Origin of the sequence: Paraburkholderia sp. BL21I4N1 (genome assembly GCF_002973525.1) — a bacterium.
GTDB lineage: Bacteria > Pseudomonadota > Gammaproteobacteria > Burkholderiales > Burkholderiaceae > Paraburkholderia.
In genome coordinates this window covers 292,727-317,264 of the sequence record NZ_PVEN01000008.1, presented here as the reverse complement: position 1 = coordinate 317,264, position 24,538 = coordinate 292,727, and the positions used below count along the sequence as shown (strand labels likewise).

The following is a 24,538-nucleotide window of genomic DNA, read 5'->3' as shown; positions in this document are numbered from 1 at the left end:
TAGATCCGACTCCGTGTCCGGGACGGGCGGCCTCGCGCATGCGGCATGGGGTCGATCTATGCAACGGTTGACGTCGCTGCTCCGCTCAACGCAGCGGACAGACCGGTTCAGGCTGGTGCATCGAGATAGGACCTCGCGTTTTCCCACTCGGACATCCAGTCAGCCAGCGGCGGCGAGCGGAAGATCTTGTCGATGGCGGTGAGCGGAACCTTTTTTTCGGTGCGCAGGCCGGTGGCAAGTTTGACCGGGTCCCACCGCGCCGCGCCGCCTTTTCCCTTGCGGCCACGCATGACGAGTGCGTGCTCCAGCCACTGCGGAGGATTTTTCAGGGCCGTGCGCCATCCAGCAGCGCTCCATCCACAACTGTCGAACAGGCCCGCAATGGTAGGCGTATCGATTCCACGCGGGCTGACCCTGTCCGTAGCGGCGGGGCGGTTCTCTGCCGGAGCGAACTCCGTGATGGAACCGCCTCCCGTGCACATGGCGTGCGCAGCGATATCGACGGTCACGGTTCCTGCATGATTGATTTCTACGAGGGGAAGGGTGGTGCTGGATTCCATATTTGCGTTCACGAAACGGGGATGAATGGCATCCCAATGTAGTTGTCGAATACCCGCGCATTGAATCTGCAGCGTATCGGGCTGAGATTCAGCGGGGTATTCCCAGGGGCGGGCCAATTCCAGACTGGTGTTTGCCTTCCGGGGAATAGCCCTCTGGCAATCTCAGGTCTGCGAGTTTTCGAGCTGGTCGAGCACCTCCATCCAGACATCGGCCACGGCGTCGACTTCATCCCTGGTGACGCCGGAGCTCAACATTTCCGTACGCAACGCCGTCGCGATTTCAGCCACCCATGCCGGATTGGCCATTTCCCTCTCAAATTCAGTTTCGTCCGCGTCGGAATCATCGGTTGCGTGCAACTGCATGCTCTCCAGATCGAGATCGCGATGGGATTCAGGAATAACCGCTGCCCGGCCACCGATGACGGCCGGACCATACCGATCGGTCCAGCCGGAACCCACATGATGATTCCAGCGACCGCCTCCCCATTCGGGCGAGAAAAACGCTTTGCCGACCTCGGGAAAGTACGCGATGCCTGCATTGCCTGCGGCAAGTTGAACGATCTCGGGATCGGACAGGCCCTTGATCAACTTGCAACGGGCCTCAATGACGGTCTTCCTGATCTCATTCATGACGATATCCTTTTTAATACTATGTATTCCTAATCAATAGATTATCAAGCGTGATTGAAAGATCATGGGATTTGGCCCGCGGTCTTGTAGTGTGCCGCCACAGCACCCGTCCCCGCAGTGCTCAACAGGGAACTCCGTGCTAACACACGCGATGAACAGAAGGCATCCTGTGCACATGAAGATGGGGATGCCTATCTTGCGGGTCCAGTGTAGCGCCATCCTAGGTGATATCGCAAGCGGATTTGTCATGTAACACTATGATTTGGTTGGAATATTTGGCTTGTCGGATTGAGAAATTCCAGTGGAACTTGTGAGTGCAGAAACTGAAAGTCCCAATGGATTTTTGGCAGCGAAGCTAAAAATTTCAGTGGAATATTCAGGCTGTGGATGGGTCTGAACTGGCCAGTCAATACAGGAGGGCGATTGGCCCTCCTGCATCCTTCAGTTCAACGGAAAGTCGCTCTCTGCTTCCGGACGAGGCAGAACGGTTGGTGCATGGTTCGGCACAGAACCGACTGCCGTGATGGTGAGTTCGCCGGTTTTCATACACCGCCATGCCCAGCTGGACGGCGTGTCCAGATCGGGCACCCTGCGCCAGCCATTGGATTTGTAAGGGCGGAACTGCCACCGTTCACCATGCTGTGTGTGGAACAACGCCAGACGCCCGAATTCGCCAACCTGCGCTTCACTGTTGTCCAGTTGGACGACACGAACTTCTTCGCCGAAATCGAAAACAGCTTTGTCGCGTACGACGCAGAGCAACTCGACGTCAAGGAAGAAGTCGCAAGCAACGTGCTTTGAAGATTGAGGGATGTTTTCCATAGGTAACTCTCCTGTTATGCCTGACCCATGAAGGGATTGGTGTTGGTCCAGACGGGAGAGAGATGGCGAACACGAACTGATAAAACGAATCGGTCGGGTATATGCGTACCTGTTACCTTGCCGATCGATGAATATCCCTATAACAGGCGCGCGTATAGTGATTTTCAGGATTACTGATAGGATGGCTATGCGATCTGTGAAAGGGTCGGTAGTCCACACACTCTCTTGAATGTGCCGGGGCTGCCAACCCCAGACACGTTCGTACACTTCAGTTCCAGTGGATCGCCAATCAACTGGAATTAGCCGCTGAAGCGTGGTGCCTGTAATTGGGCTCGCCACGTTACGCAGGGCGCTGGGGGCTGCAACGCTCCCTTCGACCCAATCCAGTTTGTGGAGTGAGAAGTCGGGCGACACGGAAACGGGTTTCCAGGTGACTGGCGTAACCCTGCCATGCGCGAACGGGTGAAAATCCCAACAACGGGCGGCCCGAGAGGGTCGGACGGTGTCCTGGGTGGTGGGCTTCTGAGGCGTCGGTAACGGCGCAGGGACGTGAGGAGAAGTCTGGATCGTCTGGTACTCGTTGGCGCAAGCCGAAGAGATCGATGCATAGCTCAAGCCATTTATTGCATCCGCAGAGGATGCATCCAGGTAAGTCGTGACAAGCCGCTGGCTGGTTTGCCGGGAGGTGGATCAGCTAGTCAGGGCGTGATGAAGCGTCGATGAAGTAAGGGAGGGGCTCTGGAACCTCGCCCCCCTGAAACCCGTCGCGAGGCGGGGTAGGCCCATCGGGCTAATCATCGATAGCAGAGCGCGGCGGCGTGTCATGTCGACGTGCATGGCTAACGTGGGAATCACCAACGGCCGATTGAACCCGGGTGGCACCGGGCAAGGTACGGGTGAGGGAGACTGGCTGATTAGCAGCGATGCGAGGGCAGACCTGACGGTTGTCCAGGCGGAGCGAAAGGCCGGAGCGGTATCTTGAAGTGTACGAGTGTGTTCTGAATCATGGCAGGGCCTGGCCGCCCTGCCCATTTTCACGGAGAAACGACGAAGTAAAAACATCAGACCAACGGCCATAGGGCCAAAGTCGTCACATGATGTGGCGCAACCGCTGCCGGGGTAGTTCGACCCGGCAGCTTTCTTTTGCGCGGCCGGTGCCATTTGTGCGTCGACGTATGCCCGGCACTAGCTACGTTCCGGGTACCTACATCTCCCGCGCCGCTGCCAGTAGCCGGCCCCGCGCCCGCTTTGACGCCTGCCCGTAGAGCAGGATCAACTCGGCAAGGTCATCGTCTTCGGTAAAGAAATAGGCAGTCGGGACCGAAAGCTCGGCAGCCAGCCGGCAGGCAAACGGGTAATCCACCTTGTGGATGCCCAGCTCGTAACGGTTGATACGGGTGCTGGCGACGAAAGGGTCGAGGCCTGAGGCAATGCCCAGCGATTTTTGAGACAGGCCTGCACGAAGGCGGGCTTCCTTCAGCCGCCCCCCGAAGACGGTATTGCCTGTTGCGGACATTGCGTAACCCTGTATTTTCAGAGCTACGAATGTCGTAGTTAATCGAAATTCCAGATACTACGAAGATCGTAGTAGTGGTAACCGCCAGGAGGGCGATAGTCCCGTGTCAGGACGAGAATCGATCGAGGGGAAGCCCGGTTTGAACAGATCCAGGACGGTGTTTATTCGTGTCGCTCCTCGCCGCGTGCCTTCTTCGCCTTCTCCGCTTCGAGCTGTTTCGAAGCCATCCAGAATGCGCCGATCACGATCGGGACGCCGACGACAATAATATAAAGGATCAGTGCCATGGCTCGTATCAGACCGTGGAGGCCGGTATAGGGCGCGGTCCGCGCCCGGTGATTCCCGGTCAGCGCCGATCCTGGGCGCCGTCATGGGAGCGGGCATTGGCTGGTTCGTTCGGGTGCCGATTACATCGACTGTCCTCCATCTCCCGACGAACCGCTTCAATTGCCCCCGTGACCGGCAAGAAGAATAGCCTCGGGGCCTCCTTGGCTGCCTTGATGAATTCGCGCATGACGGTATTCATAGGAGATGCTCCTTCGATACGTGCAAAACCTGCCGGTAACAGTCAGCCCATATGCTTCCACGACTGATGTGGATCGTCGTAGAAAATGTTTCCCGAAAACCATGAATAGCTGGGATCGGTATGCCAGTCGGCTCCCGAGCCAAGACGTCCGGACCAATCCCGTGAGTCGTCATCGTGAAGGCTTCGGAACTCGAAGTCGTCGTGACGCAGGGCATGGGAGGTAACTTCGTTCCCCCGGTCGAATGGGTCATCGCCATCAAATCGCCGCGCTCTGCCCGACGGCGCTCCACGAAACAGCGAGGCGAGGAAAGACAGAATGGGGGCAATCAGTATGACGACGATCGGAGCGAACGCCGTCTGCACAATGATGTCGGCGACAAACAGGTTGATGTAGAAATGGGCCCAGACAATATCTAGCAGATCCTTGATCTGGATGAGTGCCGTCAGCGCAAGCAGGCCGACCGGCGCACGCATCCAGAACGGCGCCTTGGTAAAACGACGGTAGGACAGGATTAGCGGTTTCATTTCAGCCCCCTTGCATCGCACTTCCGTGTTGTGCTACTGGATATTCATCTTCCACGGACATCGCCCAGTCCGGACGACCCTCCCGGAGGGCATCTCGTCGTAAGTTGACATGCTACGAATATCGTAGCAATCTCTCGCCCGGATAGCTACGAATATCGTAGCTATCCGGTGGAAATGCAAACCTGAAAAACAAGTGCTGGACCTCGGGACCTGAGAAATTGAAAAGCCGGAATCAAAATACCTCGCCGTGACGCACGGCCTACGCGCCTGACCTGAATCGCTGCGTCAGGTTTCTGCGTGCCCATCTGTTTTCATCCGTGCTGCGGACGGGTGCTGTCCGCCGCTGCGCGTCACTTTTTTCAATTCGGGGATTCACAATGAAGAAGATTCTGGTTGCCGTATCGATTGCGGCTTCGGCTGTGCTGGCTGGTTGTGCTGTGAGCGCGGGCAATGAGGCGCTGAAGGATCAGAGCCAGACTTCGGTCGGCAGCTCGATCGTCGAGGGCAAATCGACCAAGGCCGATGTGCAGGCGGCATTTGGCTCGGCGAACAAGGTGTCATTTACCGATGCCGGCCTGGAAATCTGGAGCTACGAATTTGACCACGCCACGCCTCAGGCCATCAACTATGTGCCTGTCCTGAACCTTCTGGCGCATGGCGCGAACGTCGAGAAGAAGACGCTGACGGTGCTGTTCGACGAAAAGGGCATCGTCAAGAAATACACGTTCGCCGAAAGCAGTAACGTGGTACGTGGCGGCATCGCCCAGTAAGGCTTCCGGCTGCCCGGGACGGCAGCCTCACATCCAGTCATCCGGCAGGGCGATATCGATATGAAGAAACTGTTTCTGGTCTGCGCGCTGATCACCTCGATCTGCGGCTGTGCAGTCAATACGGCCACGCTCACGCGGGATCAGGTTGCGGCGAAGGTTGCGGTCAAGGTGGGTTATGCCGGTTGTAACGGCTGCAACATGGTCAGGACGTACGTCGCACCGCGTCTGTACAAGCAGCAGTTCGTCAACGATCCGGATTTCCATGGCTGGCTGGATCTGAACCTGCAACTGGCCTCCACGAACTACAACACCGCTGGCCACGCCCAGGCGTACCGGATTGTCGCCGGGGTGATCGCAAACGGCGGTTTTATGGATGCCTGGATGACGCACGTTCCGGGCGACTCGCAAGATCGCTGCCCCAGTGATGCGGAGGTCGAGCACGGTTATCACGGATTCCATACGGGCAACGGCATCGAGTTCTGGCTCGTGAAGGACGACGGGACCTACGTGCCGCTGGGTCATGTGGCCGACAGCAATGGCGAGACGATCAAGGATCTGGAATGCTTCAGCAATGTCGGCAGCGGGGCATCATGGACGCAGATGATCGCTGTGCCCGCAAAGGTGGTCGAGGAGGCCTGGCGCCAGAATCGGGGTATCCGGATTTTTGCTGGTCGTGCATTGACGAGGTACGAGTCGACGAGCGACGGGTACAACCCGGTCGCGGTCGCGCATACGGTTCGCAAAGGGTTGATGCTGGAGTTCAGTCCGGATTATCTCGGCGGCTTTGAGGATGGCCTGAAGCGGCTGGGTGCCGGAACGCCTGCCGCGCAATAACGCGTGAGCCCCAAAAATGACCAATAGCCCGCTGACTGAAAAGCTTCTCTCTGAAGCAAAAAGCCTGGGCATCGATGTATCGCAAGTGGCGGAGGCTGGACTTGCCAGGGCCGTGGCCGACAGGCGTGCCGAGCGACGGCTGAAGGAAAACGCGGAAGCCATCGAGAGCTACAACGCCTATGTTGAACAACACGGGTTGCCGCTAGAAAAGTACCGGATGTTCTGACAGCGCGGTTCCGTGCCCTGGCTCTCTCCCCGTGACGTTGCCACGGGGAGAACCGCTTCGGTTAGTCAGTCGAGTCGATGAAGCCCCAGTCGATGGCCAGTTGCTCAAAGCGTTTTATGCCGTGAGCAAAGTAGTGAGCGACGTTATGCGAGCAGGCGCGTGTATCCATTTGCAGGACACGCAGGACATCGTCGAAGCATTCACGGTCCAGCATACGCAGATCCGCGAGCGGGAATGGGAAACGCTTCTGGTCATAGAGGCCGAGCAGGAACTCGGCCGCGACGTAGCTCGAACCGCCATCTTCGTGTGCGATGGCAAAGAGCCGACGGAGTGCAGGCAGTCCGGCATCAGTCAGATCCTGGTTGGGGTTGCCGTGCAGGACCTTGTTGAGAAAGGCAGAAAAAGGATCATGTGTCGACATAGGGTGACTCGATCGGGTTGTTATGACCTATGGCTATGTCGAACGCCGGCGTATAAACAATCTGTCAACGGTGGTCGGGGACGGCGCCTGTTCCGGGCTGGTCGGAAAAGGCAATCCGGAAAGCCTCCCGTCGCTCGGCTTGCGTGAGACCATTGATGACCGGCTGGTTCGGCAGAAACCGCACGTAGCCGAGGAAAGAGCGTTCCGACAGTTGCGGCCCACTGGCCGGCCTCAGCCGTTTCCAGTCGCGCCGAAGCTCGGCGGCAAGCTTGCCGACCTGGCGCCGCATGAGACGAAAACCGGGCTCAGCGTAGAGCCGGTCAAGCAGGATTTCAGCGTCGGCGTCCCGCGAGACGCCGTTGATTTCGATCTGCCGGCGCCGATCAGGGGGCAATGAAGCGATCCGGTGAAGTCGCTCAAGATATTGGTTGTAGCTGCGATGAGTCAGCCGCCACGACCAGGTCTTACCGTCGTGGACCAGTTCGTGCCGTTGATCAGGCGATTTCAGCCGCGAGTTTGGATCGCGCAGATCCTGAAGCTGCTCGCGGTGGGTCACGAGGCCAAAACCCGCGCTGACCAGCAACACCCAGTCGACAGAGCGCTGGCCATTCTCGCTTCGGGCAGTCAGTCGTATGCCATGAAGGCAACTGCTGGCCTCACCGGCCAACCGGCGTTTGTGCTTTGTCTGGCGACTGAGGTCGGTACCGTACGCATCGGCGAATTTTTTCGTCAGCCGATCGAAACCTGAGAGATCGGTCCGTCCCGTAGCGTAGAAGACGTGTTGATGAACGGCAGCCTGCTGAAGGCGCTGCATGAAACGTATCTTGTCGGGGTGGAGCACGATGTTACTCCGCGGGTGATTCCCATTATTATAAATTAGGATAACTGATAAATTGAGATATTAATTTGTTTTTACAATTATCAATACGTGTTATGGGCGATATGCGATATCGCGTGAATCGAGGTTTCGCTGCGCTAATGTGCAATGCGATATGCGCACTGCGATATGCGCACTGCGATATGTGATATGCGCATTGCACATAGGCCGCACGGGGCGTCGTTCAGGCAGAAATCTGCGGGGACAGCATAAAGAGACAGCATCTACATTGCGAGGGTTCGCAGGCATAAAAATGAGTCGCCGCAGGCGACATGATTAATAGAGGTTCCGATTTTTCGCTCTCACTCGCTTTCTGAAGCATTTTTAGATGGCTTACAGGCTGATAATTGCGCGTCTTCCAGCCAGTATTTCAGCAAAGCACGCGCCAAGTGCGTAGCAGCAGCTGCCCGCAGGCGCAGCCGAGAACACAGCCTGGCGCGCCTTGACGGCCCACGAGAGCAGGCTAGATTCAAGGCCCGCTATTGGGAAGGGTGGCGGATATGGCTACAGCACTCGGCGAATCAAGGAGGGTCCGCGAATTGCCGGATATATCCTGTCGGCGATGATATGTCGCGATAGGACTCGCTATAGCAGTTGCAGCACACCCCGAGCATCGGGACCCGTTAGATGGTTGGTCCTGGTTCGAACACTGCATTCGAGGAGATATCCTGATCGGGTTGGGTCGAATTATGCTTTTTGCATAAACCGCATGCCCCAGAAGATCGTCGCACTCGGTCAGCGGGCGCTGGTCGGCCAGTTTCGGTCGTTCGTCCGAGACTCGTTGCCGACGTTTGTGCGTCACTTTCACTCAAAAAAAGGGTCCCTCGCCAGTCGCCTAACGGCGTCACCTTTTCGGCCTAAATGCGCTCTCGGCCCGCTACGGTGTCCGGGCGCCTCTTCGCCAATTTGGGCAGCCGGCAAGGAGAGGCGGAGACCCGAGTTCCGCGTCATGTATGGAGTGTTGTCCGGATAGTTGCTGCCGTTATGAAAGCTGCCTATGGCGCGCAAATACCGTAGACTGTCGCGAATGCATGCTACCCAAACGTCAGCACATATTCGGCCATGGCAAAAAACGACAGATTGCTTATCGACGGGATCATTGACGACCGTGTTAGTCAGAAACTACCGTCCGAAAAGCGCGATGAAGCGTTTGAATATTTCTGCATTGAAGAGATATTGAAAGATTGGGATCTGTCGCAAGACGAATTAAAGAGCGGGTGGATCGATGGGCGAGGTGACGGCGGCATTGATGCATTTTACGTTTTCGTCAACGGCCATCCGCTGCTGGAGGCAGAGCAATTCATGTGGCCTAAAACTGGCGCAGAATTGGTGGTATGCCTAATAACTTGCAAACATCACGACTCGTTCAAGCAGGTCACAATTGACGCGTTGGCAGCGACCCTTCCGGAATTTTTTGATTTTTCGATTGAATCGAAAGACCTCAAGGGCGCCTATTCACCCGATTTAATCAGCCAGAGAACAAAGCTTTTCTTTGCGTATAGGCGGTTAGCGCCTCGTTTGAACAAAATGAGAATCGAGGTTACATATGCATCGCGCGGGGATTCAAATGACATAGGCACTGAGGTCCGAGCTCGATCCGATCAAATCAAAAAAATAATCACGGATTCTTTTGCGAAATGTGAGGCCTCATTCAATTTCGTCGGCGCTGCTGAACTCATTGACCTAAATCGAAAAAAGCCCAATTACTCCCTAGAGCTGCCATACGTCGAAGTGTTTTCGCAGGGAGAAACGTATGTTCTTCTTGCCAATCTCAGTGCCTATTTTCGCTTTATTTCCGACGACGAAGGGAAACTAAGGCGCTATCTTTTTGACTCAAATGTTCGCGACTTCATGGGTTTAAATCGTGTAAACGAGGACATTAGAGAGACCTTGAATAATGCGGCTTCACCAGATTTCTGGTGGCTCAATAACGGCGTCACAATTCTCGCGACCGCAGCCAGCGTTATAGGCAATTCAATTCACATGGATGAGATACAGATCGTCAACGGGTTGCAGACAACCGAATCGATTTTCCGCCATTTTAATAGTTCGTCTTTCATCGATGATAATCGTGCCGTTCTTGTGAAAGTGATAGTATCTCGCGACGATTCAGTCCGTGATGCCATTATTCGCGCAACAAATAATCAGACTGATGTCGAGCAGGTGTCATTACATGCTACAGATCGAATTCAGCGTGATATTGAAGAGGTTTTACACCGTAGCGGAATTTTTTACGAAAGAAGAAAAAACTTTTATGCTAACCAAGGTCATTCTGCAGGAGAGATTGTAACGCCGCTGTATATTGCGGCCGGATACGCGGCTCTCGTCCTGAAGCTGCCGCATCTTGCAGCGGGTTTTCGATCGAAATATATTCGCTCGCCTGAAGCTTATAGCGCAATATTCTCAGATCGTTCGCCTCTGGATGTTTGGCCTAATATAGTGAAATTGCTTAAGCATGCAGATCAAATTTTGGAAACTGTTCGCCCTCGGGGGGGCGGGTCCGCGGAGCGATTTCTCAAAAGTAACAGATATTTACTCTGCCTCGCATCGGTCGCGAAACACCTCGGAACGTTTGATTTCTCTGCTCAGGACATTGCAAAGCTCGATGCTGATGCAATCACAGACGACGCGATGCTGGTAAATTGGTCGCGCATGGCTGCGGTGGGATCGACGCGAGCGCAGTGGTCGAGCAAGCAAAACGTCGCATCGTTCTGTCTGAAAATGGAGGCTGAACTCGGCATTAAAAATGCGAGACGCATCGAAAATGCCCCGAACCTAGTAAGCGCTGCGCAAGTCCCCTACGACAAACGAACTCAGCGCGTGGACAAGGATTTTGCGATTAAGGTTCACGCCTTGTTGCCCGATCAACCGTGGAAGCCTGGCATTCACAAGTCGATCTGCGACAAACTAGGATGTACTGTTTCAGAATACTTTGGGGCGGTGGAACAGCTTATCGAGGAAGGCCTTGTTAATCGCCAACGGGATGGCGTCGTGTACGATGCGGAAGGCAATGTGCTCATGTTTGATCCCGAGCGCGTCGACCCCCACACGCTTCAGTTGAAAGAACGGTAGCAATTGCTTGCCGCGTGCAAAGCAAAGCGGCTCGTGCTATCTTGCTCCCTCGCGCCATCAGTGATCGCGCACCGACTAAGGGGTCAGGGCTAGCTGGTCTTTGGACTTGTTTCCGCGGCTTTCACCGCCCCGCCTCTTCAAAGGCTCGCCATGTTGGCGGGCCTTTTTTGTATTCACCGGCGTGTAAATCGGCAACTGCACCACCGCTTTCCGGCCCGAAGGACTTGCGCGGCGGACTCGGCCAATTCTTACCAGTCTATTGTTCAGCGAGACAGGCCGTTGCGCTCTGGCAGCCGGACATTGATCAACCGCAGCGTCGGGTGACCGATTGGGGTCGGTCGGGCCGGTCGCACAGGCAGAGGTCGGCCAATCAGGGACGCCTGGCGCCCGTTATCCTACGGCCGCTTTCGAAGTGTTAGCTGACATCCCTGCGGTGCGACCCCGCAAGTCTCCAGGCTTCCCCCGCCATTCGCTGCGGAATTGCTGCATCATGTGCAGCAATTAACTGCACGTATCCCGCTTGATGCACGAGTCCGACTTTCCCATAATTTGACGCAACGAAAGGTCATCGGGAGACGGTCGGACGCGTCGATCACGAAATCACCGCAATCGATCTTGTTCAACCTTTCGGACGGACCAATGGAATACGCCAATATTTTCGATAACCGTCACTCTGACGAAATCGCAGCCTTCCTTGCGGTGGCAAAGCAAGGCAGCTTCGTTGCAGCCGGGCAGCTTTTGAACCGCCACCCGACCGTGCTTTCGAAGCGGATAGCCGCGATGGAAGCACGACTTGGCGTCCGATTGATGGAGCGATCGACGCGACATGTTCGATTGACCCAGGTTGGACTAGATATGGCGTCGCGTCTTCAAATGGCGATGGCGATGATCAGTGATGCAGAGCGGCAGGCAGCGAGCGAATCTGCCGACGTCCGAGGTATTTTGAGACTGGCGCTCCCTGCGTCGATGGGGCGTCGATGGATTGCACCGATACTGCCAGAGTTTATGGAGACGTATCCGGCAGTAAAAGTGGTTGCTGAGTTTGATGAGCGATTTGTGGATCTGATACGCGAAGGGTTCGACGCAGCTATACGTATCGGTGAGCTTGCAGACAGCCGACTGGTAGCAAAAAAACTAAGCACGCATCGCCGGATTCTGGGCGCTGCACCGTCCTATGTCAAAAGGCGAGGCCACCCCGTAGGACCGGCCGATTTGATAAATCACAATTGCCTTCGATTTAGCGGATTCACATCATTCCCGGAATGGAAGCTGGTTCGTGGAGAGGAGCGATACACCTGTCCTGTCGACGGAAGTTTAACGACTAACGATAGCGATACGTTGCTAGCAGCCGCCGTTTCGGGAACAGGAATTGTCGGCGCGGGGGAGTGGCTTATGAATCAGGACATATCGCAAGGGCGACTGGTCCGCGTACTGCCGGATTGGGAACTGGATTCAGCGGGAGACATATCTTTTGTCCGGCCTTCCGCCAAATATGAAGCAGCACCGGTGTCTGCCTTCAAAAGCTGGATCGAAAGCCGATTCAGGCACGGAGCACCGTGGGATTTTCCCCTGCGATGACGAGCCTTAAATAGGAGAACGACGTGTTGAAAGGTGTAGGTTTGTCCATCACAGCCACAAGCCTCTTTGCGGGTTTGTACTATTACGCTACGTTGCTGCACCCGCTTACGGGCGAAATGATATTTGGCTGGCGGATGGTTCTCATGATGCCTTGCATAACCGTTTTCTTGATTGCAACTGGCGAATGGAGAAAGGTCAAGGCGTTGTGTTTGCGGATCAGAAAAAGTCCTCAGCTATTCCTTTACCTTGTGCTGAGCAGCGCGCTTCTCGGAAGCCAGCAATGGCTGTTCATGTGGGCTCCCCTTAATGGCCAAGCGCTTAATGTCTCCATGGGCTACTTCCTGCTTCCATTGGTGATGCTGCTTGTTGGCCGCTACTTCTACAAAGAGAGACTGAGCGGTATGCAGAAGCTCGCGGCCGCATCCGCAGCCATCGGCGTCGCTAATGAATTTTATCAAGTTTGCGGTGTATCCTGGACATCGCTCTTTGTCTGTCTCGGGTTCCCTGCGTATTTCGCTCTGCGGCGCAGGCTGAATACGGCTCATCTTGGCGGTCTCTGGTTTGACGTCGCGCTAACCTTGCCCGCTGCGTTCTGCTTTGTCTCCCGCACGCCACACGATGCTTTCTCTACCGCCCCGCACCTGAGCGTTTTGCTTTGCTTGCTCGCTATCATCAGTGCTGCCGCTTTTATGGCCTATACGGTTGCGAACCGGCTGCTTCCATTCGGACTGTTCGGATTGCTGGGGTATGTTGAGCCAGTTCTGATGGTGATGGTCTCCTTGATGCTTGGTGAGCGAATCTATGCGGAACAGTGGCTAACGTATATTCCGATCTGGATCGTGGTCTTGCTTCTCGCTGCCGAAGGTGGGATCAACCTGGCTGGCTTCAAACTGAAACGCCGTGCCCTTGCAGGATCGCCGTGCGACTGTAACTAAGGTGAAGCGCTCAACCAGCGGTCCAAATCTAGCCCGCGAACGGCCGCTTCCTAATGAGCATTCGACACTCCAAAAGCGTGGCGAGTGGCCGTTCGGGGTCGCGTGTCGCCGATCGCAGGCTCGCGAGTTTCAGGCGGCGTATGCCGACCGCATCGGACAGCCATCGGCCAGGTGCGGACGTTCGACGACGGCGTGAAACTTCGCAACAATCAGGACATCGTCTGCCTCCGCATATAGAGGATGACTATCATCCGCATACGACGCCTGTTCGGTACAACAAGCGACAGCAATGTTTTGCGACGCGACCGCTAAGGCCCGATCGCCGCTCAGTGCGCCGCCGAGGCGGCGTCACTGGCACCACCGGCCTTGCCTGGCTTCGTTATCCAGATCAGCGGAATGATGATGATCATAATGATCGCCGCGCCGTAGAACACGTCATTCAGCCCGAGCATCGCTGACTGGGTCTGCACCATATGATCGAACAGCGCATAGGACGCGTTGGCGCCGAGTCCAAGCAGCGAATGGTAGGCATCCATCTGCTGGTTGAACTGCGGGTTGGTCAGGCTCGACTGCTGCGTCAGGATCTCATGGTGCATGATGGTGCGGTCGTTCCACACCACGCCCGCAAGCGAGGTGCCGATGCCGCCGAAGAACATGCGGGCGAACGTCGACAGGCCGGCCGCGGCCGGCACCTTCTCCGGCGGCTGCCCCGACAAGATGATCACCGTGAGCGGCGCGAAGAAGAGCGCCATTGGGACGCCTTGCAACAGGGTCGGCAGTATGATGTAGCCCTCGCTTAGATCTGTGTAGAAGAAGCTGCGCATGTAGTAAACGATCGCGAAGCCGATGAACGCGAGCGTGCCGATGATGCGAGCATCCGAGCGTGGCAGGATCTTGCCCATGATTGGCGCGCCGATCACCGCGAAGATGCCGAGCGGCGCAGTTGCGAGACCCACATCCACCGCGCGGTAGCCAAGATACTCCTGCATCCACTGCGGCAATAACACTAGCGTGCCGAAGAAAATTGCGTACGCGACAGCGATCGAAACCGTGCCACCCAGGAAGTTGCGCTGCCTGAAAAGCGTCAGGTCGACCACTGGATTCTTCTCTGTCAACTCCCAGACAATGAAAAACGCGAGCCCCACCACTGCGACGATGGTGAGAATGACGATCGTCTTCGACGAGAACCAGTCAAGATCCTTGCCCTTGTCGAGCATCACCTGCAGCGACGCGACCCAGACGATCAGCAGCGCGAGCCCGACGACATCAATGGGGATCGTCCTCGTAGGTGTATCGCGGTGCCGGTAGAGCATCCAGACCATCGCCGCCGCGAACAGTCCGACCGGAATGTTCAGGTAAAAGATCCAAGACCAGCTATAGCTGTCGGTCACCCAGCCGCCGAGCGCGGGCCCGACGATCGGTCCGGTCACCACAATCATCGAGAAGATCGAGAGCGCCAGCGACGACTTCGCCTTGGGCCACGAACTGAGCAGAAGCGCCTGAGACATTGGAATCAGTGGTCCGGCCACGGTCCCTTGGAGTATGCGCGCTGCCAGCAGGATGGGCAGCGACGGCGCGATGCCGCACAGCCAGGAAGCGAGCGTAAATAGCAGGATCGAACCCACGAACAGACGGACCTGCCCCAGCCGCTGCGTGAGCCAGCCCGTCAGCGGTATTGCGACGGAGTTGGCCGCCGCGAACACGGTGATGACCCAGGTGCCTTCATCGACCGATACGCCCAGGTTGCCTGAGATGGTCGGAATCGCGACGTTGGCGATCGACGAGTCGAGCACGGTCATGAAACCCGCCAGGCCCACACTCAGCGAGCCTAGCGCGAGCGTCGCCCCGCTGAGCGGGGGATGTTGAGGTTGAGTAGTGGTAGACATGATGGCGGACGCTCATTCGTTGGTGACGATGATTCCGAGGATCGCAGCATCCGCATCGCCGCCGTACCTCGTGCACATCTCAGTCCTGTTGGTTGACGTCGGCGTTGCCGACGAATCAGGCCCGTCACCGCTGAGGTGTTTCGAGTTCACGTCCACGTTCATCAAAAGGCCCACGCGCAGCGGCTTCTGTTGCAGTTCGGCGGGTGGAATGGCAACGTTTCACCGGTCTGACGTAAGGAGCCGCCCCGGGTCACAGAAATCAATCGTGGATGTCACCTGCGCTCTTCGTTCCCCACCCGGGGGCGTGGCTGCTGTCGTAGATAACTAGCACCCTAGTCGGCGAATACTGCAGCATGTTTTCGGATGTACGTTTCGACGGTCATCGGCGGTTCACCGGTTATATCGGCGACGACGTCATTGGTCCCCGCGAAAACACCGTTCTGATAGTCGAGAGCGACGGACAAAAGATGCTGCGCGAACGTATCGCTGAACCTGCTATCGCTATCGAGACGCTTTTTGAAAAGCTCAAGGTCGATTGGCTCATATTTCACATCGCGGCCCAGCGCGCGTGTCATCTCAGCAGCAATTTCGTGGTGATTCATTTCGACCGGTCCATAGAGCGGATAAACCTTACCCGCATGGGGGCCAGGCTCCCTGAGAATCGCCGCGATGACCCGTCCCTGGTCTTCAGCCGCGATAGGCGCATGACGGCCTTCGCCAAACGGGAGCCGAAGCACACCATCTTTCTTGACGTTGGCAACTTGCCCTGGATATGTCAGCCATTGTGCAAAAAAGGTTGGACGGATATGCGTCACTGGGGTACTGAAGCCGTCGAAGACACGCTCCGAAATCCAGTGGTCGCGAGCGGCACGACTTTTTGCCATCCGTCGCGCGGAGATTTGCGACATGTTCACGATGGCGGTCAGGCCTGCCTCTTCGGCGGCCTGCGCAAAATAGGCGCTTGCCTGAATACCGCCTGCTTCGATGGGAAACACAAAGTACGCAGAAAAAACTCCCTGCAGAGCGCCCGCTACATCGTCGAGGTCGCCAAGGTCACCGACGATGACCTCGACACCTTGTGACTTGAGTCGCTCGCTTTTTTCGCTCTCCTTGCGCACCAGGGTTCGCACTTTTTCGCCTGCGCGTAAGAGTGCGTCAGCCGTAGCACCGCCTGTATCGCCAGTCGCGCCTGCGACGAATAATATCCGGTCAGTCATTTCAGGTACCCTCACATGTCGAGACGGGATTGGCAGCACCGTCCATTCAAGGAATTGATGAAACTTCGTATCCTGTGGCTCGCCCGCCAGACGCAACGCAGCGAGAAAAGTTTCGTACGCTTGCCGCTAAGGCGCCCGAGCCGCGAGGCGGCGCCTCGCGGAATCGTCGTATCCGTTCGTTCCTGGCGCGCGAGGTCATGGCATCTAGCGGCCTGTTCGCGCCAATCGCGTATGACGCTACGGAGCCCACGACACTGTTCGTGAGCATGGCTGTCGCGCAAACGCCACCACTTGAAACTTCGCAAATGGAAGCGCCGCGATTTGCTCAAGACTGAAGTCCGAACGCCCGCCTCAAGCTTTTGTCGACCTGCCCGAACGGCGCAAAGCGACGCAAGAGGCTGAGCACCCTCGCCCTGCCGTCCGCAGGCTGTCTCAGCCGATACGTGCCGCGAACTATCGAAAGGATCTTTCCCGCCACCTCCTCGGGCGGTGCCCCGTCGTTGATCTGCTGCCGCACGGCGTTGACGCTTTGGGCGCAAGCGGCGGCGTAATCTTCGATCACCGCCTGGGTCCGCGTTGCGTTTATGTCCAGATTCGTTCGACTGAAGCTTGGCTCAACGAGCACGACTCGCACGCCAAACGCCCGCACCTCGTGATCGAGCGATTCCGAGAGACCCTCCAAAGCGTGCTTGCTGCTCGCGTACAGCCCCATGTAAGGAGCAGGCAGAAAGCCCAGTACCGAACTGATATTAAGGACGAGGCCGCTTCGATTTCTGCGCATGGACGGCAAAACGGCCCTCATGACCCGCAGCACACCGAATACATTCACATCGAACAGTGCCTTCGCCTCGGCATCGCTGGTGGCTTCGACAGGGCCAACCAGCGAAACGCCAGCGTTGTTAATCACAATGTCGATTCGCCCGGCTTTTTCAATCACCTTGCTCACGGCTGCCACGACGGATGCATCGTCTTGCACGTCCATTCCGACGTACTCAACGCCGGGTGCCGTTGCAGCGGCTTCGGGTCTGCGAACGCCGCCAAACACGCGGTAGCCAGCGCCCGCCAGCGTTCGTGCGGTCGCGCCACCGATACCAGAGGACGCCCCTGTAATCAACACCACTGAATCTTCAGCCTTCATATTCTCTCCAAGACGTCTCGGGGCACCTCAGAACCTCTGCCGGTCGCTCGCAGTGAACAGCAAAGATGGGGTCAGCGCACGCCGAGCATGATTTGCGCAACTTCGTCGGCGGCGTCGATCTGAGGCCAGTGCCCCGCATCCAGTGCGTGGAGTGAGGCGTTCTTCGCCTGCGACTGAATGTGTTGCGCGACGCTCAGGTGAAGGTAAGGGTCGGCATTACCCCAGACCAGATGAAGCGGAACCGCAGAGCGCCTGAAATCGACGATCCGAGCCGTGTTCGCCGCCACCTCTTCATGCAACTGCGACGTCATTTGCGCGAACGCGATGGCTGCGCTCGGCTGTTGGCGAAAGTTGTTGTCAATGACAGGGCCGAGGAACTCAAAGTAGTTCACTTTCTGTTCGTCGGTCAGGCCGTGCTGAAGCAGGTTGCGCTGGAAATCAATCAGCCAGGCAAACTGCTGCGGACTTTGCAGGAAGTGCATGGCCAACGTCCGCAATTCCCTGTTCGAAAAAAGCTCGATCAGTTCGGGCACCCGCAGGCCTGGTGCATCTCCGTAGAAGGCGTTCATCACCACGACCGCGCTTGTACGGTCGGGGTGCTTCAGCGAGAAGTTGATGGCTGCGGGTCCACCGGCGTCGTGGCCGACAGGAATGATCTGCTCGAGGGCGAGCGCGTCGACGACCGCTTCGAGATCTCCCAGTTGTTGCGGGAAACTATATTGCGCCCCGACCGGCTTATCGGACCCGCCAAAGCCGAGGAAGTCGACGGCGACCACTCGTCGACCCGCCGAGACGAGGCGAGGAATGAGCAGGTCGTAGATGTGCGAGTCGTCCGGAAAGCCGTGCAGCACGACGAATGCGGGACCAGTGCCGGCGAAGTCGCGGACGTAGACACTCCCGCTGTCACGCTTGACGCGGTGCTCGACGAATTGCGGCAGGGGGGGATTGGTGGTTGCCATTTCGAACTTCTCCTTTCTAGTCGGGGTTGGGCACACAGTGAATTGCGCGGCGCAACGCTATCCGCGTTTGCCAGCATCTGGTTCGCCGCCTGGCTGATCGCTTCTGTAAAGTGCTTCAAGTCGAGGGCGTAGCCCGCTCAGGTCGTAGCCAGCGGCGGTGATCCGTTGCAAGATTTCTTCCGGCTCGATCGACGCGCCGACCGATAGCGCCCACAGCGTGGCGGCCCGTACACCGGTGCGGCAATATGCGATCACGGGGCCATCCAACGTTTCGAGCGCGGACGAAAACTTCGCGGCGTCGTCAGCCGTGGCTTTTCCAGGTAAAACGGGAATCGCTGCGAAACCAAGCCCGACCATGCGGGCGGCCTCACGCATTTCGGCGATGGTGGGCTGCCCCGGTTCCTCGGCGTCGGGACGGTTGACGACGACGGAGAGAAAACCGCGCGCCTTTGCCTCGCCGATATCGGCAATGCTCAGCTGCGGACTGACCGAGAGGTTCGGCGCAAGCTCTTTGGGGTTCATCAGAATCCTTCCTGGAGGGGCGTTCATGGGAACAAGTGGACGGGGCGAGAGAGGCTCCGCGCATTCGCTTTGAGCGATTGAACCGGGACGCTTCGCTATCGGACCGCAAACGGCTCCTGCGCGCGCGTCCAACCAATCAGATCGTATCGAGCGGAATCCTGAGGTAGCGCCGGCCGTTGCTTTCCACGCGCGGTAGTGCACCGCCGCGCATGTTCACCTGGATGGCGGGAAGGATCAGCTTCGGAACGGCCAATGTTGCATCGCGCGCGTTACGTGCGGCGACGAACTCGCCTTCCGTCACGCCTTCACGAGCATGCACATTCGCCATACGTTCTGCGCCAATCGTCGTTTGCCAGGCATAGGTGTCACGTCCCGGAGCCTTGTAGTCGTGACAGAGAAAGAGCCGCGCTTCGTCGGGCAAGCTGAGAAGCCTCCGAATCGAGCGATAGAGCTGGCCTGCATCGCCGCCCGGAAAATCTGCTCGTGCGGTTCCGTAGTCCGGCATGAAGAGCGTGTCACCGCAAAACACGGCGTCGCCGATCACATAAGCCACATCCGCCGGCGTGTGGCCTGGAACGTTTAGCACGGTGCATTCAAGCGTCCCGATCGTGAACGATTCGCCGTCATCGAAAAGATGATCGAACTGCGATCCGTCTCGCTTGAATTCCGGCTCCGCGTTGAAAATGTCGCCGAAGAGTTTCTGTACGGCTATGATGGCACGCCCGATGGCGATCTTGCCGCCCACCTGCGCCTGCAGAAAAGGCGCAGCGGTGAGATGGTCCGCATGAGCATGGGTTTCAAGCAGCCATTCTATCGATAGCCCCTCCGACTCGACGTAGGCAACGATAGCTTGTGCCGACCGCGTTGAGGTGCGGCCCGCGGGTGCATCGAAGTCCAGCACGGAGTCAATAATAGCTGCTGTAAGTGTGACCGGATCGTGCACGACATAGCTTGCCGTGCACGTGCCCTCGTCGAAGAACGAACGTACGATCGGTGCTTTGCGTTTGCCAATTCGCGTCTCGACAATGCCGGCCGACGCGTGTTCAAGCAACTGATCCAAGATTCTTCTCCCCAGCTCGATGTAGTTGCAGCGTAGCTGGGTGAGGCGGCCCGGTCTTGGATAAAGCGACGGCGCGATGGACAAAACGCGGATAGGCGCCTGGAATCAAGGCGGGCAGGCTGGGGACGCGACGCGTCAACGCATGCGTCAGCGGGCGCGGTTGTGTAGCCGCCAATCCTTCGGCCTGCAACCCACGAGGCGGACGAACACCCGAGAAAAATGGCTCTGATCAAAAAAGCCACAGTCGGCTGCAATGGCGGCAAGGCTCGCGTCCGTGCCGCTGAGTAGCGATTTCGCGCGATCAATCCTGCGCCTCAGTAGCCATTGATGCGGCGAGAGCCCGGCTGTCTGTTTGAATGCTTCCGCAAAGTAGCTCGCGGAAAGATCGCATTGGCTTGCGAGATCCAGAATGGACGGGTTGCCATTCAGGTTCGCCTCGAAGAAATCGATAATGCGTTGCATCTGCCAGGGAGCCAGCTTGGGCCGCTGGACAGGTTCTGAAGTGACGCTTGCACCATATCGGGCTATCACGTGCTCGCAAAACGCGACGGCGAGGGCATCGACCAAAAGCGTATTTACCTCGCAGGGCCGCTCCAGGACCGACATTAATGTCTGCGAGAAGTGAAATAGCACGGCGTCCCACTCACCGAAGCCCTGCTGCACGAGCCCGTGGATGCGGCGCCGGCCCTTCTGATACACAAATTCGTCGATCGTGCGCTGCGAGATGTAGAGTCGCATGTTATCGAACGGCGTGTCGAGCCGGCGTGTGGGGCCATCGCGCAAGTCCAGCAGACAAGACCAGCCAGGCTTGCCAGCGTCTGCTGAACGGGCGGTCGGCTTGCCGGAGTAGCGAATATCCGGGTCAGGGTTAGCAATGAGCGGTACCTGAAAGATGAACGCTTCTTCCGGTTTTGGCGCGAGTGAGCGACCTGGCTGAGGGCGATTGTTGGTCAACCTCGAAAATATGACAGGAGGTGCCAGCGTCGCCACACCGGCCCGGAGCGTCGGTACATCCCTTAGGGAAAAGCTTTTCGCAAGGCTCGCTTCAAAAGTAAGCGGCCCGTGGTCAGCTCGACTTGTTTCATTCATATCCATTTCCCGTGATACCGGAGTGTCGGCGCTGGTACTGCGGTTTCACCGGTGTTTCCGCCGTAGTCTCCCGGCCAGGTTGAATGACAGGGGAGTAGCTTAGCTTAATCCGATTTATTTTCCGGACCAGCACCAGCCTCGAATCCCGCAATCCGGCGCGGGCAACTGCTGCTCCGATCGCGGATGACCGTTTTGGAGCGATCCGAGCGGCGGCGATGGGTCCGATTTCGGCCAAATGTCGTGGTGCAGCAAAGGATGGGCGCGTCAACCGCGAACGTAACGCCGAGGTGTTGCCGAGATCCTAGGCCATTCAAGACTATCTAGTGCCTCACGCATGGTCTTGGGGCTTGCTGCCTTCGTGTAGTCCACGCGACCGCTAGAACCCTGCGCCGCATGGCCCGTGATTGAGTCCGACGTTTCGGTGCCGATTCCCTTATCGGCCAGCGCCCCGCGTATCCAATGGCGGAACTTGTGCGATCCGTGAAGGCGGCCAGTTGGCAGCCCGAGGGAGCGCCTAAGCTCTAGGAACCATCTACCCAAGGTGTCGCCCGGTGCGGTTGCTCGGCCGCTCAATGACGGGAACGCACCGTCAGTACCGCCCGCGACCCTCTCATGCCACGCGGAGAACCATGGGTCTGCCAGCAGGTGAGAAGCTAAAGCGACAATACGCTCCGATTCGTCGGTCTTGACCGTGCCGGCCTCAGCGGTAATTCGAACGGTTTTGATGCCGTGGCGGGTTTGGAAGTCCTCGCGGCGTAACTGTGCTATCTCGCCTATTCGGGCTCCGGTGTGCAGAAGCAGCAGAGCGGCTCGGCCATCTTCGGGGGTTACATTTTCCCAGTGGCGTAGCTGCTCCATCCGGTCGGAGAACAGAAGCGCCCCGAACAATATCTCTAGCTCGTTGTCAGTCCATCCTTCGCGTTTCTTCGCGCCCTTGGTCTTATCGAATGAAACCGTGAACTGGTTGCGGTCGAGGATGCCATCCTTTACCGCTGTGTTCACTAAAGCATTTACAGCGGTGTAGTGATTGTGAGCGGTCTTGGCTCCGAAGCCCCGTGCTTTGCTGTCCAGCAAAAACTTGACGAAGGCCGCTCCGGCCGCTCGCGTCAGATCGCTTAAGAGAACTGTGCCGCACGCTTCCTCGAATAACTCTAGCGCCTTCCCGGTGCGCTTTACGGGGTTGTCTATCTCGGCATACCCGTTCCACTGCTGCCAGGACGGCACCATGTCCCGAAGGGTCTTGGGTGCTTCCCGAGTTTTCTTTTCAGGTTCGGCGTCCGGAGTGGGTCCCCTAGGGATGATAGGCTCAGGCGGCGTATCTACGGGTTCACCTTTGCTTCTTTGCGCTACTGCTTCCATGGCCCTAACCAGCGTTCGCGTGATGCGCTGAAGGGCTAAGCGTCCCTCGGTCGTGTCCCATTCCACACGAATAGACAGAGGGTCACAAACGAAGTCTACGTATTCACGGGTGGACGAGAAGTCGCCCCGCGCTAATGCTGTCTTCCAAGCTTGGACCTGTTCTTGGTCAAACCGTTGGACTGCTGCGGCCTGCTCGTGGGTCAGGAAATCTCCCGTTTGCTCCCATGTGGCCTGATCGGTATTGGGGAGGGGGCTCCTGTAGGCGCCAACCAGTAGAGGTGTGGCGCGAGTTTGTTCATCCAGCGTCAAGACTAGGTTTTGTACAGCCTGAGCGATGTAGGCCTCTAGCTCTTCTGACAGTGGGACCAATGGTGCGGGGCGCGCACTGTCCTCCAGCACCTGAAACCGCACTCGGTGTTCGGCTATCAGCCGGTGTGCGATGGTGATCGCTTCAGCGCGGTTGCGGGTCTTAAGGCTGGCTCTGTACGCATCCGTCGCCAGCTTGCCGCCGCTCGTGCGAGGGAATAGGTGTTGAAGGTGCTTGGGGATGCCGATACGGAGTTGATAGATACCGCTTTTGGGGTGCGGTTCCAGTCCGGGAGGCAGTGTCGTCATGTCGTCCATCCACGCATTTTGACACGCGAATTGACAAGGTAGATTGACGATGCCGGAAAAGACAAAGGCTCGTAAGTCCTTGACTGGCTTGGTTTCCCAATTCAATCAGTTACTTACGAGCCTTAAATTCTGGTCGGGGTGAGAGGATTCGAACCTCCGGCCTCTACGTCCCGAACGTAGCGCTCTACCAGGCTAAGCTACACCCCGATTTTATACTGCTGGACTCTTACGGTGTTTCAGTCTCGTTCAAGACTGTCTTGCCGTCGAGTAAGAACATAATTCTAGCAGGCTATCTTTGAAAATGGAATCGGGAAATGAAGAAATTGCTGCTGCGGCCGCCTGAGCTTCCTGTTTCGCGCATTCCAATGTGTGGTCCAGCGCGCCCGAACGCGTGATGGCTTCGAAAATCGTGTCGAAGCGGGCCGTGCCGCCTTGCTCGATTGCTTCCCGGGCGAGCGCCGATTGTTCGGGTGTGCCGCGTTCGATCAGATAGATCAGCGGGAGGGTCGGTTTGCCCTCGCGCAGATCGTCGCCGGCATTCTTGCCCATCGATTCGGCCGTGCCCGTGTAGTCGAGCCAGTCGTCCATGATCTGGAACGCGGTGCCGATGCGCCGGCCGAATTCGGCCGCGGCGGCCTCAGTCTTCGCATCCGAGCCGGCGAGCACGGCGCCCAACTGGGCGGCGGCCTCGAACAGCTTGGCCGTCTTGTAGCGAATCACCTGCATGTAACGGGCTTCGTCCACGTCCGCGTCGTGCATGTTCAGCAACTGCAGCACTTCACCTTCGGAGATGATGTTGGTCGCTTCAGACAGAATCTCCATGACCCGCATCTTGCCGACGCCGACCATCATCTGGAACGAGCGCGAATACAGGAAATCGCCGACCAGCACGCTCGCGGCATTGCCGAACAGCGCATTGGCGGTTTGGCGGCCGCGCCGCAGATCGGATTCGTCCACGACGTCGTCGTGCAGCAGCGTGGCGGTGTGGATGAACTCGACGACCGCCGCCAGTTCGTGCCGGTGCCCCGTGGTTTCACCCAGCGCGCCGGCCACCAGCAACAGCAGCGCGGGCCGCAGCCGCTTGCCGCCGGCACTGATGATGTACTCGGAGATCTGGTTGATCAGCATCACGTCCGACGCTAGACGGTGCCTGATGACGCGATTGACCTGCTGCATGTCTTCGGCGATCGGAGCGAGCAGGCTGGCGGCGTTGGAGGAGGGGGTGGCAGTCGACGACATGATGGCTGAATTGGGTAGTGCCGCGAATTATAAGGCGAATCGCGGCAGTTCCGTGTCGCGGGCTGCCGTGCGGCGCGTTCGGCGGCGGCGGGGCCGTGCGCCGGGGCGTGGCCGCGAGGCGCCGGCCGCCTTGCGCGGTATCTCTCAATGAGTTTTGACCGC

24 protein-coding genes and 1 tRNA gene are annotated in these 24,538 nt (G+C 57.6%); 6 read left to right on the top strand and 19 right to left on the bottom strand.

What is annotated here, in order from left to right; translation table 11 throughout:
* Nucleotides 1-107: 107 nt before the first annotated feature.
* From B0G83_RS22095 to B0G83_RS22075, 7 genes are all read right to left on the bottom strand, one after another.
* A complete protein-coding gene (locus B0G83_RS22095) occupies nt 108-677 on the bottom strand; it encodes a hypothetical protein (RefSeq protein ID WP_146120278.1) in 570 nt (189 codons plus the stop codon).
* Nucleotides 678-722: 45 nt separating this feature from the next.
* A complete protein-coding gene (locus B0G83_RS22090; protein ID WP_105509516.1) occupies nt 723-1,190 on the bottom strand; it encodes a hypothetical protein in 468 nt (155 codons plus the stop codon).
* Between the two features lie 441 nt (nt 1,191-1,631).
* Complete coding sequence (locus B0G83_RS38240) at nt 1,632-2,012, bottom strand: hypothetical protein (protein WP_146120277.1); 381 nt, start codon at nt 2,010-2,012, stop codon at nt 1,632-1,634.
* A 1,204-nt stretch (nt 2,013-3,216) separates the two neighbouring features.
* The gene (locus B0G83_RS22085; RefSeq protein ID WP_105509515.1) at nt 3,217-3,528 is read right to left on the bottom strand and encodes a helix-turn-helix domain-containing protein; all 312 of its coding nucleotides are present in this window, start codon (nt 3,526-3,528) and stop codon (nt 3,217-3,219) included.
* 161 nt (nt 3,529-3,689) lie between these two features.
* Nucleotides 3,690-3,815, bottom strand: a complete 126-nt coding sequence (locus tag B0G83_RS39215) for a hypothetical protein (RefSeq protein WP_258168089.1) — start codon at nt 3,813-3,815, stop codon at nt 3,690-3,692.
* A gap of 59 nt (nt 3,816-3,874) precedes the next feature.
* Nucleotides 3,875-4,054 carry a hypothetical protein gene (locus tag B0G83_RS22080; protein WP_105509514.1) on the bottom strand — a complete coding sequence of 60 codons (180 nt, stop codon included), beginning with the start codon at nt 4,052-4,054 and terminating at the stop codon, nt 3,875-3,877.
* A 42-nt stretch (nt 4,055-4,096) separates the two neighbouring features.
* Nucleotides 4,097-4,579, bottom strand: a complete 483-nt coding sequence (locus tag B0G83_RS22075) for a hypothetical protein (RefSeq protein WP_146120276.1) — start codon at nt 4,577-4,579, stop codon at nt 4,097-4,099.
* Nucleotides 4,580-4,956: 377 nt separating this feature from the next.
* Between B0G83_RS22075 and B0G83_RS22070 the strand changes: the two genes are divergently transcribed.
* The 3 genes from B0G83_RS22070 to B0G83_RS22060 are packed head-to-tail and all read left to right on the top strand — an operon-like array spanning nt 4,957 to nt 6,409.
* Nucleotides 4,957-5,349, top strand: a complete 393-nt coding sequence (locus tag B0G83_RS22070) for a hypothetical protein (protein ID WP_105509512.1) — start codon at nt 4,957-4,959, stop codon at nt 5,347-5,349.
* Nucleotides 5,350-5,409: 60 nt separating this feature from the next.
* Nucleotides 5,410-6,183, top strand: coding sequence for a hypothetical protein (locus B0G83_RS22065; RefSeq protein ID WP_105509511.1), 774 nt, complete (start codon nt 5,410-5,412; stop codon nt 6,181-6,183).
* A gap of 16 nt (nt 6,184-6,199) precedes the next feature.
* Nucleotides 6,200-6,409 (top strand): type II toxin-antitoxin system CcdA family antitoxin, encoded by a 210-nt coding sequence (locus B0G83_RS22060; RefSeq protein ID WP_105509510.1) that lies wholly within the window; start codon nt 6,200-6,202, stop codon nt 6,407-6,409.
* A gap of 61 nt (nt 6,410-6,470) precedes the next feature.
* Here B0G83_RS22060 and B0G83_RS22055 read toward each other — a convergent pair whose 3' ends face one another.
* Together B0G83_RS22055 and B0G83_RS22050 are read right to left on the bottom strand one after the other, a co-directional pair.
* Nucleotides 6,471-6,830: a hypothetical protein gene (locus B0G83_RS22055; protein ID WP_105509509.1), complete on the bottom strand. Its 360-nt coding sequence runs from the start codon at nt 6,828-6,830 to the stop codon at nt 6,471-6,473.
* Nucleotides 6,831-6,894: 64 nt separating this feature from the next.
* The gene (locus tag B0G83_RS22050) at nt 6,895-7,671 is read right to left on the bottom strand and encodes a hypothetical protein (RefSeq protein WP_105509508.1); all 777 of its coding nucleotides are present in this window, start codon (nt 7,669-7,671) and stop codon (nt 6,895-6,897) included.
* 1,098 nt (nt 7,672-8,769) lie between these two features.
* On the opposite strand from B0G83_RS22050, the gene B0G83_RS22040 reads away from it, so the two are divergent.
* From B0G83_RS22040 to rarD, 3 genes are all read left to right on the top strand, one after another.
* On the top strand, nt 8,770-10,779 hold the full coding sequence (locus B0G83_RS22040; RefSeq protein WP_105509507.1) for an AIPR family protein: 2,010 nt from the start codon (nt 8,770-8,772) through the stop codon (nt 10,777-10,779).
* A gap of 639 nt (nt 10,780-11,418) precedes the next feature.
* Entirely contained in the window at nt 11,419-12,357 is a 939-nt protein-coding gene (locus B0G83_RS22035) for a LysR family transcriptional regulator (protein WP_105509506.1), read from the top strand.
* Between the two features lie 23 nt (nt 12,358-12,380).
* Nucleotides 12,381-13,292: an EamA family transporter RarD gene (rarD, locus tag B0G83_RS22030; protein WP_105509505.1), complete on the top strand. Its 912-nt coding sequence runs from the start codon at nt 12,381-12,383 to the stop codon at nt 13,290-13,292.
* Nucleotides 13,293-13,618: 326 nt separating this feature from the next.
* On the opposite strand, the gene B0G83_RS22025 is transcribed toward rarD, so the two are convergent.
* From B0G83_RS22025 to B0G83_RS21980, 10 genes are all read right to left on the bottom strand, one after another.
* Nucleotides 13,619-15,178 (bottom strand): DHA2 family efflux MFS transporter permease subunit, encoded by a 1,560-nt coding sequence (locus tag B0G83_RS22025; RefSeq protein ID WP_105509504.1) that lies wholly within the window; start codon nt 15,176-15,178, stop codon nt 13,619-13,621.
* A 332-nt stretch (nt 15,179-15,510) separates the two neighbouring features.
* On the bottom strand, nt 15,511-16,395 hold the full coding sequence (locus B0G83_RS22020; protein WP_105509503.1) for an NmrA family NAD(P)-binding protein: 885 nt from the start codon (nt 16,393-16,395) through the stop codon (nt 15,511-15,513).
* A gap of 325 nt (nt 16,396-16,720) precedes the next feature.
* A complete protein-coding gene (locus B0G83_RS22015) occupies nt 16,721-17,533 on the bottom strand; it encodes an oxidoreductase (protein ID WP_105509502.1) in 813 nt (270 codons plus the stop codon).
* A 71-nt stretch (nt 17,534-17,604) separates the two neighbouring features.
* Nucleotides 17,605-18,492, bottom strand: a complete 888-nt coding sequence (locus B0G83_RS22010; RefSeq protein WP_105509501.1) for an alpha/beta fold hydrolase — start codon at nt 18,490-18,492, stop codon at nt 17,605-17,607.
* 57 nt (nt 18,493-18,549) lie between these two features.
* Complete coding sequence (locus tag B0G83_RS22005; protein WP_181157008.1) at nt 18,550-19,014, bottom strand: TIGR01244 family sulfur transferase; 465 nt, start codon at nt 19,012-19,014, stop codon at nt 18,550-18,552.
* Nucleotides 19,015-19,150: 136 nt separating this feature from the next.
* Nucleotides 19,151-20,065, bottom strand: coding sequence for an MBL fold metallo-hydrolase (locus B0G83_RS22000; RefSeq protein ID WP_258168119.1), 915 nt, complete (start codon nt 20,063-20,065; stop codon nt 19,151-19,153).
* A gap of 156 nt (nt 20,066-20,221) precedes the next feature.
* Complete coding sequence (locus B0G83_RS21995; RefSeq protein WP_181157003.1) at nt 20,222-21,163, bottom strand: AraC family transcriptional regulator; 942 nt, start codon at nt 21,161-21,163, stop codon at nt 20,222-20,224.
* Nucleotides 21,164-21,427: 264 nt separating this feature from the next.
* Nucleotides 21,428-23,242 carry a DUF6538 domain-containing protein gene (locus B0G83_RS21990; protein ID WP_146120275.1) on the bottom strand — a complete coding sequence of 605 codons (1,815 nt, stop codon included), beginning with the start codon at nt 23,240-23,242 and terminating at the stop codon, nt 21,428-21,430.
* 25 nt (nt 23,243-23,267) lie between these two features.
* Nucleotides 23,268-23,344, bottom strand: a tRNA-Pro gene (locus B0G83_RS21985).
* Between the two features lie 39 nt (nt 23,345-23,383).
* On the bottom strand, nt 23,384-24,376 hold the full coding sequence (locus B0G83_RS21980) for a polyprenyl synthetase family protein (protein ID WP_105509497.1): 993 nt from the start codon (nt 24,374-24,376) through the stop codon (nt 23,384-23,386).
* Nucleotides 24,377-24,538 lie beyond the last annotated feature (162 nt).

Coding starts and splice junctions, on each gene's coding strand:
- B0G83_RS21980 (WP_105509497.1), bottom strand. CDS start 24,376: ATGTCGTCGACTGCCACCCCCTCCTCCAACGCCGCCAGCCTGCTCGCT.
- B0G83_RS39215 (WP_258168089.1), bottom strand. CDS start 3,815: ATGGCACTGATCCTTTATATTATTGTCGTCGGCGTCCCGATCGTGATC.
- B0G83_RS22005 (WP_181157008.1), bottom strand. CDS start 19,014: ATGAACCCCAAAGAGCTTGCGCCGAACCTCTCGGTCAGTCCGCAGCTG.
- B0G83_RS22070 (WP_105509512.1), top strand. CDS start 4,957: ATGAAGAAGATTCTGGTTGCCGTATCGATTGCGGCTTCGGCTGTGCTG.
- B0G83_RS22025 (WP_105509504.1), bottom strand. CDS start 15,178: ATGTCTACCACTACTCAACCTCAACATCCCCCGCTCAGCGGGGCGACG.
- B0G83_RS22035 (WP_105509506.1), top strand. CDS start 11,419: ATGGAATACGCCAATATTTTCGATAACCGTCACTCTGACGAAATCGCA.
- B0G83_RS21995 (WP_181157003.1), bottom strand. CDS start 21,163: ATGAATGAAACAAGTCGAGCTGACCACGGGCCGCTTACTTTTGAAGCG.
- B0G83_RS22055 (WP_105509509.1), bottom strand. CDS start 6,830: ATGTCGACACATGATCCTTTTTCTGCCTTTCTCAACAAGGTCCTGCAC.
- B0G83_RS22020 (WP_105509503.1), bottom strand. CDS start 16,395: ATGACTGACCGGATATTATTCGTCGCAGGCGCGACTGGCGATACAGGC.
- B0G83_RS22080 (WP_105509514.1), bottom strand. CDS start 4,054: ATGAATACCGTCATGCGCGAATTCATCAAGGCAGCCAAGGAGGCCCCG.
- B0G83_RS22015 (WP_105509502.1), bottom strand. CDS start 17,533: ATGAAGGCTGAAGATTCAGTGGTGTTGATTACAGGGGCGTCCTCTGGT.
- B0G83_RS22075 (WP_146120276.1), bottom strand. CDS start 4,579: ATGAAACCGCTAATCCTGTCCTACCGTCGTTTTACCAAGGCGCCGTTC.
- B0G83_RS22040 (WP_105509507.1), top strand. CDS start 8,770: ATGGCAAAAAACGACAGATTGCTTATCGACGGGATCATTGACGACCGT.
- B0G83_RS22085 (WP_105509515.1), bottom strand. CDS start 3,528: ATGTCCGCAACAGGCAATACCGTCTTCGGGGGGCGGCTGAAGGAAGCC.
- B0G83_RS22065 (WP_105509511.1), top strand. CDS start 5,410: ATGAAGAAACTGTTTCTGGTCTGCGCGCTGATCACCTCGATCTGCGGC.
- B0G83_RS22090 (WP_105509516.1), bottom strand. CDS start 1,190: ATGAATGAGATCAGGAAGACCGTCATTGAGGCCCGTTGCAAGTTGATC.
- B0G83_RS38240 (WP_146120277.1), bottom strand. CDS start 2,012: ATGGAAAACATCCCTCAATCTTCAAAGCACGTTGCTTGCGACTTCTTC.
- B0G83_RS22010 (WP_105509501.1), bottom strand. CDS start 18,492: ATGGCAACCACCAATCCCCCCCTGCCGCAATTCGTCGAGCACCGCGTC.
- B0G83_RS22060 (WP_105509510.1), top strand. CDS start 6,200: ATGACCAATAGCCCGCTGACTGAAAAGCTTCTCTCTGAAGCAAAAAGC.